Origin of the sequence: Pantoea sp. UBA6567 (assembly GCF_002434165.1) — a bacterium.
Lineage (GTDB): Bacteria > Pseudomonadota > Gammaproteobacteria > Enterobacterales > Enterobacteriaceae > Pantoea > Pantoea eucrina.
This window is the reverse complement of the sequence record NZ_DJJN01000010.1, coordinates 62,393-76,907: the sequence shown is the minus strand read 5'-3', so window position 1 is coordinate 76,907 and position 14,515 is coordinate 62,393. Positions and strand designations below refer to the sequence as shown.

Here is a 14,515-nt window from a genome sequence, read left to right as displayed (position 1 = left end):
CAAACTCAAGCAAGCCGGAGAGAACCTATGCGTCCTGCAGGCCGTAGCACTTCTGAAGTGCGTCCCGTTACCCTTACCCGTCACTACACCAGACACGCCGAAGGCTCGGTTCTGGTTGAATTTGGTGAAACCAAAGTGCTCTGCACCGCGACCGTTGAGGAAGGCGTGCCGCGTTTTCTTAAGGGTAAAGGTCAGGGCTGGGTAACCGCAGAATATGGCATGCTGCCGCGTTCAACCCACAGCCGCATGGCGCGCGAAGCGGCCAAAGGCAAGCAGGGTGGCCGTACGCTGGAGATCCAGCGTCTGATTGCCCGCTCGCTGCGTGCTGCGGTCGACCTCGCCGCGCTGGGTGAATACACCATTACGCTGGATTGCGATGTTATTCAGGCGGACGGCGGCACGCGTACCGCGTCAATCACCGGCGCCTGCGTGGCGCTGGCGGATGCGCTGAATGCGCTGGTTGCTACAGGTAAACTGAAGCGCAGCCCGCTGAAAGGCATGGTAGCCGCTATCTCCGTCGGTATCGTTGGCAGCGAGGCGCTATGCGATCTGGAGTATGTTGAAGATTCCGCAGCGGAAACGGATATGAACGTGGTGATGATGGAAGATGGTCGTATGATTGAGGTGCAGGGCACCGCAGAAGGCGAACCGTTCAGCCACGAGGAGCTGTTAACACTGCTGGCGCTGGCGCGAGGCGGGATTGAACAGTTGATTCAGGCGCAGAAGGCTGCGCTATCCAGTTGATGTACTAAGGCGACCTTCGGGTCGCCTTTTCTTTATTTGAGGAGTGAGAGATGAAAGCCTGGCAGCGTCAGTTTATTGAATTTGCCCTGAATAAAGGGGTGCTTAAATTTGGTGAGTTTACCCTGAAGTCGGGACGAAAAAGCCCCTACTTTTTTAATGCCGGCCTGTTTAACAGCGGACGCGATCTGGCCCTGCTGGGGCGTTTCTATGCGCAGGCGCTGGTTGACGGCGGTGTCAGTTTCGACCTGCTGTTTGGCCCGGCTTATAAAGGTATTCCTATCGCCACGACCACCGCCGTAGCGCTGGCCGACCATCACGATCGCGACGTGCCCTACTGCTTTAACCGCAAAGAAGCAAAAGATCACGGTGAAGGCGGTTTGCTGGTGGGCAGCCCGCTGGAAGGCAAAGTGATGCTGGTTGATGATGTTATCACCGCCGGTACGGCAATCCGCGAATCGATGGACATTATCAGCGCGCATCATGCCACGCTGGCTGGCGTCCTGATTTCACTCGATCGCCAGGAACGCGGGCGCGGGGAGATATCAGCGATTCAGGAAGTCGAGCGCGACTATCACTGTACGGTTACCGCCATTATTACCCTGAGCGATCTGATCGATTATCTGGCTGAGAAGCCGGAGATGGCAGATCATCTGGCGAAAGTGCGCGCTTACCGTAACGAATACGGTATTTAAAACCGCGCTGCGGCCGCCATCAGTGACGGCCGCAGCATGCGCGCTGATGCACGCCTGGCCCGACAGGTAAGAGATTAAATCAGCTGCGCGACTATCAGCGGCCAGCGGCTGTCAAACTCTGCGGTCGGACTATAGCGAAACTCAGAACGGACAAAGCGCGACAGCAGGCCTTCACAAAACGCCAGCAGCTGGCTGGCCAGCAGGGCTTCATCTGTCCGGAACCCCTCTCCGTCGCGGATTTTCTTTTCACGCATCACCTGACGCATCTGCGTTTCAATGCGCTCAAACAGCTGGTTGATACGGCCCTGCAGGCGATCCTGTTCAAACATCAGCGCGTGGCCGGTCAGAATACGTGTCAGCCCCGGATTACGCTCACCAAATCCCAGGATCAGCTGCACAATCAGACGCAATCGTGCCGTGGTCTCTTTTTCGTCGTTCAGGATCAGATTGATGCGGGTAATCAGACTCTCTTCGATAAACTCAATCAGACTGTCAAACATCCGTGTTTTACTGGGGAAGTGGCGGTAGAGAGCCGCCTCGGAAACGCCTACGTTAGCGGCCAGCCGGGCGGTGGTAATTCGCTGGGTGCCATCCCCTGACTCCAGCATCTGCGCCAGCGTCTGCAAAATCTCTTCGCGACGATTCCTTTTCGCGACTTTTTTCTCTGCCATGACCTTCAACACCCCTGAAATTCATTAAATACAGGCAATACCTGCCTGTCTGCCACAGGTAATGACCTGCAGCGACATGCGTTAACAAGATGGCTAAATGAAGAGTGGTAACTTACTGACGGCCAGAGTGGCCAAAACCGCCTGCACCGCGGTCGCTGGTGTCAAAATCTTCGACCAGGTTAAATTCCGCCTGTACCACCGGCACGAACACCAGCTGCGCCAGACGATCGCCCGGCTGCAGGGTAAAGTGCTCCTGACCGCGGTTCCAGACTGAAACCATAAGCTGTCCCTGGTAGTCAGAATCGATCAGGCCGACCAGATTACCGAGCACGATACCGTGCTTGTGGCCCAGGCCGGAGCGCGGCAGGATCACCGCGGCCAGCGTCGGATCAGCGATATGGATGGCCAGGCCGGTTGGCACCAGGGTAGTCATGCCTGGCGCAATTTCCAGCGCCTCATCGAGGCAGGCGCGTAAGTCGAGACCTGCAGAACCAGAGGTGGCGTAAGCGGGCAGCGGAAAGTCGCTGCCAACGCGCGCATCAAGAATTTTAACGTCTATTTTTTTCATCATAACGGCTGACTATCTCGTCTATTAACTGTTGGCCAAGGAGCGACTTATCGCTGAGCGGTAAGCGCTTTTCTCCCTCCTGCCAGAAAAGGTGAAGCGCATTGGTGTCGCTGTTAAAACCCTGACCCGCCTGCGCGACATCGTTGGCGCAAATCAGATCCAGATTTTTCCGTACGCGTTTTTGCCGCGCGTATTCTTCCACATTCCGGGTTTCGGCAGCAAATCCCACCACGTAGGGACGATTCTCCTGCAGTGCCGCCACGCCGGCGACAATGTCCGGATTCTTCACCAGCTGCAGCGTGACGTTATCGTCGTCACCCTGTTTTTTCATTTTTTCAGCTGCAACGGTTGCCGCGCGATAGTCCGCCACGGCGGCACTGGCAATAAAGATATGCTGCTGGCCGATTTGCGCCATGACCGCCGCCTGCATCTCCAGCGCGGTCGTCACGTCGATACGCTGCACGCCGGCGGGGGCGGCCAGCGTGACCGGACCGGAGACCAGCGTGACGCGCGCACCGCGCCGGGCCGCGGCGGCGGCTATCGCGTAGCCCATTTTGCCTGAGCTGTGGTTGCTGATATAGCGCACCGGATCCAGCGCTTCGCGGGTCGGACCCGCGGTAATCATGATACTGAGATGCTGCAGATCGCGGACTGGCTCGGCCCACTCAAGCGCATGCGCCACAATCGCCAGCGGATCGAGCATACGGCCTGGTCCTGTGTCACCGCACGCCTGGCTGCCGCTATCCGGTCCCCAGATCATGACGCCGCGCTGCTGCAGGCGCTGCAGGTTCTCCTGCGTAATGGCGGCACGGTACATCTGCTGATTCATCGCCGGTACCAGCGCCAGCGGCGCGTCGCTGGCGAGACAGGCGGTAGTCACCAGATCGTTAGCCATCCCGGCAGTTATGCGGGCGATTAAATCAGCCGAGGCGGGAGCCAGTACAATCAGGTCAGCCCATTTCGCCAGCTCAATATGGCCCATCGCGGCTTCGGCAGCGGGATCGAGCAGGTCATCAAACACCGGGTAGCCGGAGACCGCCTGCAGACTGAGCGGGGTAATAAAGGCGCGGGCTGCGGAGGTCATCATTACGCGCACCTCGGCGCCGCGATCGCGCAGACGTCGCACCAGCTCCGGCGCTTTATAGGCAGCGATACCGCCGCTGACGCCCAGCAGAATTTTTTTCCCGGCTAATCCAGTCATGTTGTTTGCCTCAACTTAACGCATGATGCCGCGCCCGGCGCAGCAGACAGGCCAACTTTATCATAAAACCGCCCGGCCGCCTGTTCACCGACCGTGCCCTTTGCGAGGCATCTCTGAAAAGAGAAATGCAGCACTGGCATCGCTGACCGCCAGCGCGCATCCTGTCCATACGCCACGGGGAGTTGTGCAATGAAGAAACTGGCACCACGGGAAAAACTGATACAGGCAGGCGCAGAATCGCTGGATGATGCTGAACTGCTGGCAATCTTTCTGCGCACCGGTACGCACGGCATCAGCGTTATGACGCTGGCGCGGCAGATGCTCAATGAGTTTGGCTCACTGTATTGCATCATGACTGCCAGCGAGCGTGAACTGAGCCTGATCAAAGGCGTTGGCAGAGCAAAGCTGACCCAGCTGCATGCGATAGCAGAGCTGGGAAGGCGTTTTTTTGCCAGCCAGCTGGCGCGTGAAAATGTGATGGAGAATCCGCAGGTCACACGTCACTATCTGCAAAGCGTACTGGCTCATGAGACGCGGGAAATTTTTATGGTGCTGTTCCTTGATAACCAGCATCGTGTTCTGCAGGCGCAGAAGATGTTTGCCGGCTCGATCAGTAGCGTGGAGGTTCATCCGCGCGAAATTGTGCGGGAAGCGCTGAAAATCAACGCTGCAGCGGTGATTCTGGCGCACAATCACCCTTCGGGACACGCCGATCCGAGCCGCGCGGATCGTGAAATTACCGCAAAAATTGCTCAGGCCTGCGCGCTGCTGAGTATTCGCCTGCTGGACCATCTGGTGATCGGTCACGGCGAGTTTACCTCATTCGCTGAGCGCGGCTGGCTATAGTTTTACGCTTCAATCGGGCAGAAATGCGGCGTTTTTGCACGATCCGGAGGGATCTTTATCTGTTCGGGACTTGAGCACTTGAGCTGAGCGGCGTATACTACGCCACCTTTGAGAATCTCGGGTTTGGCGTTTGGGCCAGCTTAGCGGGTTCACATGGAACTCGCCTGGCGGGCTAAGGCCTGACGAGGCGGCCAAAACCTATGTTTTTAAAGCTCGAGCTGATTTGATTTTTGGAGAATAGAAATGTCACGAGTCTGCCAGGTAACTGGAAAGCGTCCGGTGACCGGTAACAACCGTTCCCACGCAATGAACGCGACGAAACGCCGTTTCCTGCCGAACCTGCACTCTCACCGTTTCTGGGTTGAGAGCGAGAAGCGCTTCGTTACTCTGCGTGTATCTGCTAAAGGTATGCGTGTTATTGATAAAAAGGGCATCGATACGGTTCTGGCCGAAATCCGCGCCCGTGGTGAGAAGTACTAAGGAACTGAATCATGGCTAAAGGTATTCGTGAGAAGATCAAGCTGGTTTCCTCTGCTGGTACAGGTCACTTCTATACCACCACGAAGAACAAGCGTACTAAACCTGAGAAGCTGGAACTGAAAAAGTTCGATCCGGTTGTACGTCAGCACGTGATCTACAAAGAAGCCAAAATTAAGTAATTTTGGTGTTCTTGCGAAAAACCCGGCTCCGGCCGGGTTTTTTGTTTGTGCGCTATGTCAACACGTTGAGGAGATGCGATGCCTGAATTACCTGAGGTAGAAACCAGCCGACGCGGTATTGAGCCACACCTGGTGGGGGAAACCATTCTGCACGCTATTGTGCGCAATGGGCGCCTGCGCTGGCCGGTTTCCAGTGAAATACACGCGCTGAGCGATCAGCCGGTACTGAGCGTGCAGCGGCGGGCAAAGTATCTGCTGCTGGAGCTGCCCCATGGCTGGATCATCATTCATCTCGGCATGTCCGGCAGCCTGCGCATTCTGCCCGGTGAACAGCCGGCAGAAAAGCATGACCATGTCGATCTGGTCATGAGTAACGGCAAAGTGCTGCGCTATACCGATCCGCGACGTTTTGGCGCGTGGCTCTGGAGCGCCGATCCGGCGGGCAGCAGCGTGCTGGCCCATCTTGGACCGGAGCCGCTGAGCGACGCCTTCAGCAGTGACTATCTGTTTACCCGCTCGCGCGGCAAGCGTACCGCCATCAAGCAGTGGCTGATGGACAATAAAATTGTGGTCGGGGTGGGCAATATTTACGCCAGTGAGTCGCTGTTCACCGCCGGTATACTGCCGGATCGGGCAGCGGGAAGCCTGAGCGAGGCGGAAGCGACGCTGCTGGTGGACACGATAAAAGCGGTGCTGCTGCGCTCCATTGAGCAGGGAGGCACCACGCTGCGCGATTTTTTACAGACCGACGGAAAGCCTGGCTATTTTGCTCAGCAGCTGCAGGTTTACGGCCGCGCTGGCGAACCCTGCCGCGCCTGCGGCACGCCGATCCTCAGCGGCCGGCATGGACAGCGCAGCACCTTCTGGTGTCCGCACTGCCAGCACTGATCACGGCTGCTGCAGTCTGGCCAGCAGCGCCTGATGAATGACGGCAGGCAGGAATGCCTGTACGTCACCGCCGTGACGCGCCACCTCTTTAACCAGCGATGACGACACAAATGAGAAGCCCTGCGACGGCAGCAGAAACACCGTTTCCAGCGCGGGCAGCAGATGGCGGTTCATCTGTGCCAGCTGTGATTCGTACTCAAAATCAGCCACCGCCCGCACGCCGCGGACCAGTACGTTCGCCTGCTGCGTCCGGGCAAAATCAGCCATCAGCTCATTAAAGCCCACGACCTCAACGTTAGTCAGGTGCGCGGTGGCCTGACGCGCTAAATCGACGCGTTCGTCCAGCGTAAACAGCGGTTTCTTACCGGGGCTGGCAGCAATCGCCACGACCAGGCGATCAAACATCCGGGCCGCGCGCGTGACAATATCAAGGTGTCCGAGCGTCATCGGGTCAAACGTGCCGGGATATATCGCTTTCGTACTCATACGCGGCCTTGTGCAGAAGTATGGTGCAGCGCCCAGAGCGCGGCATATTTATTGAACGTGTACTGCGCGTTAACCACTGCCAGGATCCAGCCCTGCTTCCCGTCAAGAAAGCCGGCGCGCAGCAGCAGCGTTTTAGCAAACGCCCCCAGCGTATGGGAGAAAATGGCGAACAGGCCGCAGCGCTTGCCGCGCTGAAAGCGCTCCTGCGCCCAGGCTTCGGCATAGTTCATCTGCTTACGCTGAAACGTTATCAGATCGCGGCAGGTGAGGTGCGCCAGATCGCCAGGCAGCGCCACCACGGGCGCGCCCTGCGTCTCCAGCGACTCATGCACCAGATTGTCGTTATAGCTGAGATGGCGCGGATAGAGACGCATCACGCGATCCGGATACCAGCCGCTGTGACGCATAAAACGGCCGAGGAAAAAATTGCTGCGGCTAAGGCTATAAACCGTGGCAGAAGGCGGCTGGCACAGCACCTGCTCAATTGAGCGGCGCAGCGCCGGAGTCACGCGCTCGTCAGCATCCAGCATCAGGATCATCTCTCCGGTAGCGAATGCCTGCGCGCGCTGGCGCTGCTTGCCATAGCCTGCCCACGGCAGCGCTTCATACACCTGCGCGCCCTGCGCCCGGGCAATCTCTGCAGTGGCGTCACTGCTGCCCGAATCGAGCAGGATAATTTCATCGGCCCAGGCAACAGATGCCAGCGCGTCAGGCAGAAGTTCAGCTTCATTCCGGGCGATCATCACGACCGAAAGACGTTGGCGTTGTGACATAAATTAGTGTGCTCGCGGTGGCAGATGAGGCTCCAGCAGCTGCAGCAGGCGCTGCAGCGCGCCCTGATTCTGATGCAAAACCTCAACGGCGTGACGGCCATAATAGCGACGATAGTCATCATCCTGCAGCAGATTGGCGACCTCTTTCTCCAGCGCAGCGGCGTCGCTGACCGTGATCAGCCCCTCTGCCTGCTGCAATTTGGCGCAGATATCTTTGAAGTTCCAGGTGTGCGGCCCCATCAACACCGGGATGGCATGAGCAGCAGGTTCGAGCGGGTTATGACCGCCGCGTTCAACCAGACTGCCGCCGACAAAAGCGAGGTCGGCAATGCCATACAGCAGCATCAGCTCGCCCATGGTGTCGCCAATCACGACCTGTGTGGCGGCGGAAGGAACCGCACCGCTGCTGCGCAGCATAAACGTAAAGCCGCGCTTTTGCGTCAGATGGCACGCATCCTTAAAGCGTTCCGGATGACGCGGCACCAGGATCAGCAGCAGATCGGGAAACTGCTGCAGCAGCTGGCGGTGGGCATCCAGCACGATGGCCTCTTCACCTTCGTGAGTGCTGGTGGCAATCCACACCGGACGGCGCGATGCCCACTGACGCCGCAGCGTAACGGCTCTGGCCGCCAGCTCTGGCGTAACGGAGATATCAAATTTCAGGCTGCCGGTGACCGCCAGGTGCGACCGTTTCAGGCCCAGGCTGAGAAAGCGGTCGCCATCTTCGCTGTTCTGCGCCGCGATAAGCGTGATGCTCTGCAGCAGATCGCGCATAAAGCCACCCAGCTTTTTATAGCCGCGGGCGGAACGCTCAGAGAGACGGGCGTTGGCGATGACCAGCGGAATCTCGCGCTGGTGCAGGATGCGAATGATATTTGGCCACAGCTCGGTTTCCATAATGATAACCAGACGCGGATCAACCGTATCCAGAAACCGGTTAATGGCACCGGGCAGATCGTACGGCAGGTAAACATGGTGCACATCTTTACCAAATGCCGACTGCGCGCGCTCTGAGCCGGTGGGCGTCATGGTGGTCACGGTGATGGGCAGTGACGGATAGCGATGGCGCAGCGCCCGCACCAGCGGTACTGCAGCCAGCGTTTCACCTACCGATACTGAATGCAGCACGATACCGTGCGGCTCAACCTTGCCGGTGCAGTAGCCATATCGCTCAGCCCAGCGTTTACGGTAGGCCGGCGCTTTACGACCGCGCAGCCACAGGCGCAGCCAGATAAATGGCTGAATCAGATAGAGCAGGGCGGTATACAGGGTCGTCATAGTTATCGTTACGACATATTCGCGTCAAAAAACCGGAGAAAGGCGGCATACTATCAGAAATTCACCGCCTGCTCACATCACTTCGTCAGCGCTGGCTCAGCACGCGCTGATAGAGCGAGGTCAGCGCATCTGCCAGTCGCTCAGGCCCGTAAGGTTCCACCCGGCAGCGGGCGGCGGCGCCCATACGGTTGTCGTCTGACAGGGCAGGCACCGCCAGCACGGCCTCTTTTAACGCGCGAATATCCAGCGCGTCGCAGACAAAGCCCTCTTCACCGTGACGGATAAACTCGGCTCCGCCGCAGCCGGTGCTGGTGATCACCGCCAGTCCGCAGGCCATGGCTTCCAGGACCACATTCGGAAATGGATCGTACAGCGTTGGCAGCAGCAGCGCATCGGCGGCGTGATAGAACGGCTGCACATCCTGCTGAACGCCGGCAAAGCGCAGGCGATCAAGACAGTTAAGCTGGTTTGCCAGCTGCTGATAGCGCGACAGCTGTTTATCCTGACCGACCACAATCAGATAGCGATCGGTTTGCGCCACCGCCTCGATCGCCGCTTTCAGCCCCTTGCGCTCAAACCCGGAGCCGACGTAGATCATCACGTGCGCATCCTGCGGCAGCCGCAGCTGATGGCGCGCCGCATGGCGCAGGCTGGGTGTCGCGGGCTGAAAGCGTTTGCTGTCAATGGCATTGTGGATCACGTGAATATTGCCGGCATCCAGCGTGAAATGGCGCAGGATATCCCGCTTCACCATCTCAGAGTTGCAGATCACCGCTTTGAGCGACGGATCGTTAAACATCTCCGCTTCAGCCTGCAGCACATAGCGATGGTACGGGCTGAGCGCTGCGCTCAGACGCTGCCACGGGGAAACAATGCGCGCCCGCTGCTCTAACCAGACCCGATGTACGCCGTCGCCGGCACGAAAAATGTCGCACCCGGCGATGCGCTCGTGACTCTGAACAAGGTCAAACTGTTCCCGCTCCCAGCAGGCGCGCGCTGCACGTGCGAACCCGCACTCGCGGGAGATGCGGCCAAACTTTGCCGGGTTGCAGATATGCAGATGCCAGGCGGGATTGGGCGCGCCCTGCCAGCTGCGGGTAATGATATTGAGATCCAGCTGCTCGCTATCCAGCGCTTCCAGCGCGCGTGAAATAAAGCGTTCGGCCCCGCCGTCCGGGCGATATTTCTGCCGGACGATAGCCAGACGTATTTTATTCATGCAAATAGCTCCTTGCGGCGGTCAGCACATCGGCGACCGGAATCGCGGAAAGATAGCGCTGCTCCGTGCGGGTGTCGATCGAGTCGGGCGACGGCAGCGGTGCATAATCACCTGCCCAGATCACCCGGTTATTATTGCCCCACGGGCGCCAGTGCTGCAGCTTTGTCGGTCCGAACAGCGCCAGGCAGGGCGTGTCCAGCGCCGCGGCCATATGCATCGGCGCAGAGTCGACACCAATAAAGAGCTGCGCCGCGTCGATTAGCGCGGCCAGCTGCGGCAGCGACAGCTGGCCGGCAAGGGATACCACGCGTGAGGCGGAGCAGAGCGACTGAATATGCGCTATCATCGCCAGCTCTTTTTTATCCGGCGCTGCCGTCAGCACCAGGGTATGCCCTTCATCAGAGAGCGCCGTGATCAGCTGCGCCATCTTTTCATCGTCCCAGCATTTAAATACCCAGCGCGACGTAGGCTGCAGCACAATAAACGGCCCGGCGATCTGCTGCTGCGCCAGCAAAACATCTACTTTCTGCCGATCGGCTTCGCTGAAATGCATCGACGCGACTGCATTTGTTACGTCGATTCCGAGCGGAGCCAGCGCGCTCATATTCTGTTCAACCGTATGCAGCTGATGATGCCGGGTGGTAGGGACGCGCTGATTGTGGCACCAGCGCCAGAGGGCGTTGTCGCGTTTGCGATAGGCAAAGCCGATGCGCACCGCAGCACCTGACAGGCCGGTAATAATGGCGCTGCGCCACTGGTCGGCGAGGTTGATCACCAGATCGTAGCGGCAGGCGCGAACGGCGGAGAGCAGCGCCAGTTCATGGCGCAGTTTCTGCAGGCTGCCCTCTTTTTTCCAGCTGCGATCGATAATATGCAGCTGGCGAATTGCCGGATGCGCTTCCAGCATTGGTCGGGTTTCTTTATAGAGCAGCACATCGATATGTGCATCAGGATAACGCGCACGCAGCGCATTGATAACAGGCGTTGTCAGCAGCATGTCACCATGATGGCGCAGTTTGATCACTAAAATAGATTGTGGTGTGAACCGGGCTGGAATCGGGCTTGCCATACTTATTGATCTCAGGATTCAGTGAGCCGATTGTAGGGCAAACCCGAAAGGGGTTAAAGCGAGCAGTGGTGCTTATTTCTGGCGCCAGCGATAAATGCGGCTCAGCCACAGCAGCAGCTGATACCACTGCTTCAGGCCGCGCGCATTGCGCAGCATACGTTTATGCGTCCCTGTACTGAACAGATCCGCCAGCATTGCCTGCCGCGCTTCCGCTTCAGGCTCGCGCCGGATAGCGTGACAGACGCTGAGCGCTTCATGCGTGATCTGGTAGTGAAATGCCGGATAAATGCGGATATGACGGCGATAGCGCTGGTTCAGCTCTTCCAGCATCCGGGCAATTTTCAGGTAGTGACGCTGATACTCTACGTTGCGCTGGCCGGTGCGTTTGCGGTTACTGATGGAAGCGTCGTGCATGTAGTAGCGATAGAGCACGCGATCGGTATAGCGCACGCGCGTGGCGTTAAACATAAATTCTGTGGTCCAGGGAATGTCCTGATGATGCAGTCCCGGCTCAAACAGCAGATTGCAGCGCGTAATCAGCTCACGACGATAGATGCCGAGCCAGACAACATGCATGTAACGCCGCGTTCTGAGCGCGGTGTTCAGCCACTCAGGTCCGCTCAGCACAGCGGTGCTGGTGAGACGATCGTGAGGAATAAGCGGTCTGGTACGCTGACTCGCTTTGAAATACCACTCGGCGTTGCACTGTGCTGCATCGAGTCCATCACGCTCTGCCATCTCCGTCAGCGTCTGATACATCGCTGCATCCATGGTGTCATCGGCGTCGGGAAAGCTGACGTACTTACCGCGCGCGATCGCCAGGCCGGCATTTCGCGCCCGTGACACGCCGCCGTTGGCCTGATGGATCACACGGATATGCGGATAGCGTGCAGCGTAAGCGTCCGCCTGCTCGCCGGAGCCATCAGTTGAGCCATCATCGACAATGATGATCTCAAGGTCGGTCAGCGTCTGGGCTAACAGCGCCTGGAGGCAGGCAGTAAACTCAGTGCCGGCATTGAACATCGGGATAATAAGGCTGAGTAGTGGCATGGAATGTTCTGGCTGGGCTGTCATGAGGTCATTTCATTGTTTCGGCGCGCCAGACGCTGCTGCTGTCGGGTGCGAATAAAATCGTGGATATCACTCAGCTTACGCTGATCCAGGTTGAAAAGCTGTTCAACCGGATGCGCGAATTTATATTGCGCATCAAAGACAAAAGAAGAGGGCGCGATATGGTCAGGACCAATCAGCAGTACATCGCCCAGCGGCCTCTGCTCTTCTGCGCAGCAGGGACCATAAATCAGAATCACCGGTACCTGCTGTGCATCAGCGATGTACACATTGCCGGAATCGGAGGCGATATAAAAATCCATTTCGCCGATAACGGCCGGCAGCGCTTCCAGCGACACTTTCCCCACCAGACTGATCAGGTTGTCGCGATGCCCGGCTGTTTTGAATAGCTCCTGAACGCGCGATTGTTCATTCGGCGCACCAAAAGCAAAAAAGGTGCAGTGAAGGTCGCTCAGGTGGTCAAACAAACGCTGCCAGATAGCTGGCGGAATGGTTTTGGCCTGATTACCGGCGGTCACACTGATACCGATACGCGTTCCCGCGCACGCGGTAATCTCTGCGGGCAGGGAATCAGGCTGCCATAGCGGCAGCGTCGCGTGTTTGGGGTAGCTCTCTTTAGTGAAAGAGCGATCGGCCAGCTTCAGATAGTTTTCCAGCGTCAGCGTATTTTTTTCATGCTGCACTTCGCCGCTTGCGGTGTAATAGAAAAGGTTCTGATACCCCTTGCGGCGATAGCTGGACAGAAACTGCTTATTATCTGCATTGCAGCAGGCGGCAATAAACAGATTCAGGTTAGTCGGGTGCAGCAGATAAATATTGTCGTAGCGATTGAGCAGATGCCAGACTAACCTGAGCTTTTTCAGCAGGCTGGAACGATACTCTTCGATATACCAGATGCGTTCAAGGGTGACATCATTGCTGGCGAGCGGCGCAACGCTTCTGCTCAGCAGCGCATCGCTTTTCCCGAGGTGCGTGAGCAGCGGAGTGATATTAATAAAATCGCCAATTTTGGCGGTCTGAATCACCAGATTTTTTTCGCTGCGCGTCCGGAACAGCTTCATTACCCATTTAATCGGGCAAAAAATGATAAATATAATAAGGTAGGTCAAGCAATTATCCCCATATTCTGGCCGCATCCCACCGGGGATTTCTTAATTCGAAACATGGCGTGCCGTTGAAAATGATGTTTCTGTTACAGGATCCAGCTGCAGATATTGCTGACAAATCGTAGCCAGACTATAAATGCTTAAATCGAGGTGCTGTAAATCGGGGGGGCTGGCATACACATCGCGCATTTTTTCTGCCAGCGATGCGGCGTTCAGATCGGCCAGACAGCGGGAGAGCGGGCCGGTCAGGATCTCAGCCGGGCCACCGGGGCAGCGTGTACTGACTACCGCCGTGCCGCAATGTAAAGCCTCAACCAGCACGTTGCCAAACCCTTCGCTATCTGAACTCACAACCAGCATCTGAGCATGGCGGATCCACGGATAAGGGTTTTGCTGAAAGCCTTCGAAGCAGACGCGCTCTGAAATGCCCAAATCCCGTGCCTGCTGGCGTAACGCCTCCAGGAGTTTCGCGCTGCCCTGACCCAGCAACACCAGGGGAGCCATTATGCCGCTCCGCGCATAAGCGTCGAGCAAACGGTCCTGACGTTTCGCCTCATGAATGCGTCCTACGTGGACAAGGTAATTCTGGCCGGCCAGCGGGCAGGGCCCGGCCGCCAGCTCGTCGAGCCGATCAAAGTCGAAAGGATTGAAAATAACGCGGGTCAGGCGTGGCCTGACGCCGACATTCTTTATCAGATCATCGATAACATACTGCGACACGCCGACCAGCTGACGCCCCTGATAGACGTAGCGTATTTTTAGCTGCTTTAACCAGCGGGAAAAACCTGTTTTGCGTCCCAGATAGGAGGCAGAAAAGACGCCGTGCAGGCAGTACCAGGTTTTAGCAGAATCAAGCGATCGGGCTCGCCTGACAATGCGATCGGTTTTGTGTAAGTGGGAAAAGATTAAACTGAACTTGCCGTTCAGCGCTTCACTCTGGCGTACCGCCTCATCCAGCAAGCGCGCACGGCGTACGGTTTCTGTCATTTTTCGCCACGGGCGGACGCTGTGATCGCACACCACCTGATAATCCACGCCTGCAGGGATAGGGTAATCGCATATTTTTCGCAGAGAGAAAATCGAGACACGATGTCCCAGGGAAATAAAACCCTCAGCCAGCGTTAAGACGACTTTTTCGGCGCCGCCGCCGGGCAAACCATCGATCACCATTAAAATGCGTTTCGACAAATTATCTACCTCTGCCTGCCTGTCAGCCTGGTGGTGAAACTGATCTATTATCTTTC

Annotated in this window: 17 protein-coding genes; 6 read left to right on the top strand and 11 right to left on the bottom strand. The window is 57.5% G+C overall.

The annotated features are described in order from the left end of the window. Positions 1–27 precede the first annotated feature (27 nt). Together rph and pyrE are read left to right on the top strand one after the other, a co-directional pair. Positions 28–744: a ribonuclease PH gene (rph, locus tag B4M48_RS16130; RefSeq protein ID WP_039381287.1), complete on the top strand. Its 717-nt coding sequence runs from the start codon at positions 28–30 to the stop codon at positions 742–744. A 50-nt stretch (positions 745–794) separates the two neighbouring features. Then, complete coding sequence (pyrE, locus tag B4M48_RS16125) at positions 795–1,436, top strand: orotate phosphoribosyltransferase (RefSeq protein ID WP_039381285.1); 642 nt, start codon at positions 795–797, stop codon at positions 1,434–1,436. Between the two features lie 74 nt (positions 1,437–1,510). Here the strand turns inward: pyrE and slmA are convergent, their stop codons facing one another. The 3 genes from slmA to coaBC all read right to left on the bottom strand — a co-directional run bounded on the left by slmA (position 1,511) and on the right by coaBC (position 3,876). Next, a complete protein-coding gene (slmA, locus tag B4M48_RS16120) occupies positions 1,511–2,107 on the bottom strand; it encodes a nucleoid occlusion factor SlmA (protein ID WP_039381278.1) in 597 nt (198 codons plus the stop codon). Between the two features lie 112 nt (positions 2,108–2,219). Further along, positions 2,220–2,678, bottom strand: coding sequence for a dUTP diphosphatase (gene dut / locus B4M48_RS16115; protein ID WP_039381277.1), 459 nt, complete (start codon positions 2,676–2,678; stop codon positions 2,220–2,222). Next, entirely contained in the window at positions 2,656–3,876 is a 1,221-nt protein-coding gene (coaBC, locus tag B4M48_RS16110; RefSeq protein ID WP_071668651.1) for a bifunctional phosphopantothenoylcysteine decarboxylase/phosphopantothenate--cysteine ligase CoaBC, read from the bottom strand. The genes dut and coaBC overlap by 23 nt, the downstream gene beginning before the upstream one ends. 189 nt (positions 3,877–4,065) lie before the next feature. Between coaBC and radC the strand changes: the two genes are divergently transcribed. The 4 genes from radC (at position 4,066) to mutM (ending at position 6,269) form a co-directional block, all read left to right on the top strand. Next, entirely contained in the window at positions 4,066–4,722 is a 657-nt protein-coding gene (gene radC, locus B4M48_RS16105) for a RadC family protein (RefSeq protein ID WP_071668650.1), read from the top strand. A 243-nt stretch (positions 4,723–4,965) separates the two neighbouring features. Further along, positions 4,966–5,202, top strand: a complete 237-nt coding sequence (gene rpmB, locus B4M48_RS16100; protein WP_010616494.1) for a 50S ribosomal protein L28 — start codon at positions 4,966–4,968, stop codon at positions 5,200–5,202. Between the two features lie 11 nt (positions 5,203–5,213). Continuing rightward, positions 5,214–5,381: a 50S ribosomal protein L33 gene (gene rpmG / locus B4M48_RS16095; RefSeq protein ID WP_001051798.1), complete on the top strand. Its 168-nt coding sequence runs from the start codon at positions 5,214–5,216 to the stop codon at positions 5,379–5,381. Positions 5,382–5,459: 78 nt separating this feature from the next. Continuing rightward, entirely contained in the window at positions 5,460–6,269 is an 810-nt protein-coding gene (mutM, locus tag B4M48_RS16090; protein WP_039381267.1) for a bifunctional DNA-formamidopyrimidine glycosylase/DNA-(apurinic or apyrimidinic site) lyase, read from the top strand. Here mutM and coaD read toward each other — a convergent pair whose 3' ends face one another. The 8 genes from coaD to B4M48_RS16050 form a co-directional block, all read right to left on the bottom strand. Next, positions 6,270–6,755, bottom strand: coding sequence for a pantetheine-phosphate adenylyltransferase (gene coaD, locus B4M48_RS16085; protein WP_039381263.1), 486 nt, complete (start codon positions 6,753–6,755; stop codon positions 6,270–6,272). Beyond that, complete coding sequence (locus tag B4M48_RS16080; protein WP_071668649.1) at positions 6,752–7,528, bottom strand: glycosyltransferase family 2 protein; 777 nt, start codon at positions 7,526–7,528, stop codon at positions 6,752–6,754. The genes coaD and B4M48_RS16080 overlap by 4 nt, the downstream gene beginning before the upstream one ends. Before the next feature lie 3 nt (positions 7,529–7,531). Further along, complete coding sequence (gene waaA / locus B4M48_RS16075) at positions 7,532–8,806, bottom strand: lipid IV(A) 3-deoxy-D-manno-octulosonic acid transferase (protein ID WP_039381256.1); 1,275 nt, start codon at positions 8,804–8,806, stop codon at positions 7,532–7,534. Positions 8,807–8,891: 85 nt separating this feature from the next. Then, a complete protein-coding gene (locus tag B4M48_RS16070; RefSeq protein WP_288657208.1) occupies positions 8,892–10,025 on the bottom strand; it encodes a glycosyltransferase family 4 protein in 1,134 nt (377 codons plus the stop codon). After that, positions 10,018–11,094, bottom strand: coding sequence for a putative lipopolysaccharide heptosyltransferase III (gene rfaQ, locus B4M48_RS16065; protein ID WP_039381252.1), 1,077 nt, complete (start codon positions 11,092–11,094; stop codon positions 10,018–10,020). Before rfaQ ends, B4M48_RS16070 begins: the two co-directional genes overlap by 8 nt. 72 nt (positions 11,095–11,166) lie before the next feature. Continuing rightward, on the bottom strand, positions 11,167–12,144 hold the full coding sequence (locus B4M48_RS16060) for a glycosyltransferase (RefSeq protein ID WP_283340902.1): 978 nt from the start codon (positions 12,142–12,144) through the stop codon (positions 11,167–11,169). Between the two features lie 20 nt (positions 12,145–12,164). Further along, entirely contained in the window at positions 12,165–13,274 is a 1,110-nt protein-coding gene (locus tag B4M48_RS16055) for a glycosyltransferase family 9 protein (protein WP_039381248.1), read from the bottom strand. 42 nt (positions 13,275–13,316) lie between these two features. Further along, positions 13,317–14,441 carry a glycosyltransferase gene (locus B4M48_RS16050; RefSeq protein WP_052246462.1) on the bottom strand — a complete coding sequence of 375 codons (1,125 nt, stop codon included), beginning with the start codon at positions 14,439–14,441 and terminating at the stop codon, positions 13,317–13,319. Between the last annotated feature and the right edge of the window lie 74 nt (positions 14,442–14,515).

Excerpts from the sequence above, each read along its gene's own strand:
- coaD (WP_039381263.1), bottom strand. The coding sequence starts at position 6,755 with ATGAGTACGAAAGCGATATATCCCGGCACGTTTGACCCGATGACGCTC.
- radC (WP_071668650.1), top strand. The coding sequence starts at position 4,066 with ATGAAGAAACTGGCACCACGGGAAAAACTGATACAGGCAGGCGCAGAA.
- dut (WP_039381277.1), bottom strand. The coding sequence starts at position 2,678 with ATGATGAAAAAAATAGACGTTAAAATTCTTGATGCGCGCGTTGGCAGC.
- B4M48_RS16080 (WP_071668649.1), bottom strand. The coding sequence starts at position 7,528 with ATGTCACAACGCCAACGTCTTTCGGTCGTGATGATCGCCCGGAATGAA.
- B4M48_RS16060 (WP_283340902.1), bottom strand. The coding sequence starts at position 12,144 with ATGCCACTACTCAGCCTTATTATCCCGATGTTCAATGCCGGCACTGAG.
- mutM (WP_039381267.1), top strand. The coding sequence starts at position 5,460 with ATGCCTGAATTACCTGAGGTAGAAACCAGCCGACGCGGTATTGAGCCA.
- slmA (WP_039381278.1), bottom strand. The coding sequence starts at position 2,107 with ATGGCAGAGAAAAAAGTCGCGAAAAGGAATCGTCGCGAAGAGATTTTG.
- waaA (WP_039381256.1), bottom strand. The coding sequence starts at position 8,806 with ATGACGACCCTGTATACCGCCCTGCTCTATCTGATTCAGCCATTTATC.
- rpmG (WP_001051798.1), top strand. The coding sequence starts at position 5,214 with ATGGCTAAAGGTATTCGTGAGAAGATCAAGCTGGTTTCCTCTGCTGGT.
- B4M48_RS16050 (WP_052246462.1), bottom strand. The coding sequence starts at position 14,441 with ATGGTGATCGATGGTTTGCCCGGCGGCGGCGCCGAAAAAGTCGTCTTA.
- rph (WP_039381287.1), top strand. The coding sequence starts at position 28 with ATGCGTCCTGCAGGCCGTAGCACTTCTGAAGTGCGTCCCGTTACCCTT.
- pyrE (WP_039381285.1), top strand. The coding sequence starts at position 795 with ATGAAAGCCTGGCAGCGTCAGTTTATTGAATTTGCCCTGAATAAAGGG.
- rpmB (WP_010616494.1), top strand. The coding sequence starts at position 4,966 with ATGTCACGAGTCTGCCAGGTAACTGGAAAGCGTCCGGTGACCGGTAAC.
- B4M48_RS16070 (WP_288657208.1), bottom strand. The coding sequence starts at position 10,025 with ATGAATAAAATACGTCTGGCTATCGTCCGGCAGAAATATCGCCCGGAC.
- coaBC (WP_071668651.1), bottom strand. The coding sequence starts at position 3,876 with ATGACTGGATTAGCCGGGAAAAAAATTCTGCTGGGCGTCAGCGGCGGT.
- rfaQ (WP_039381252.1), bottom strand. The coding sequence starts at position 11,094 with ATGGCAAGCCCGATTCCAGCCCGGTTCACACCACAATCTATTTTAGTG.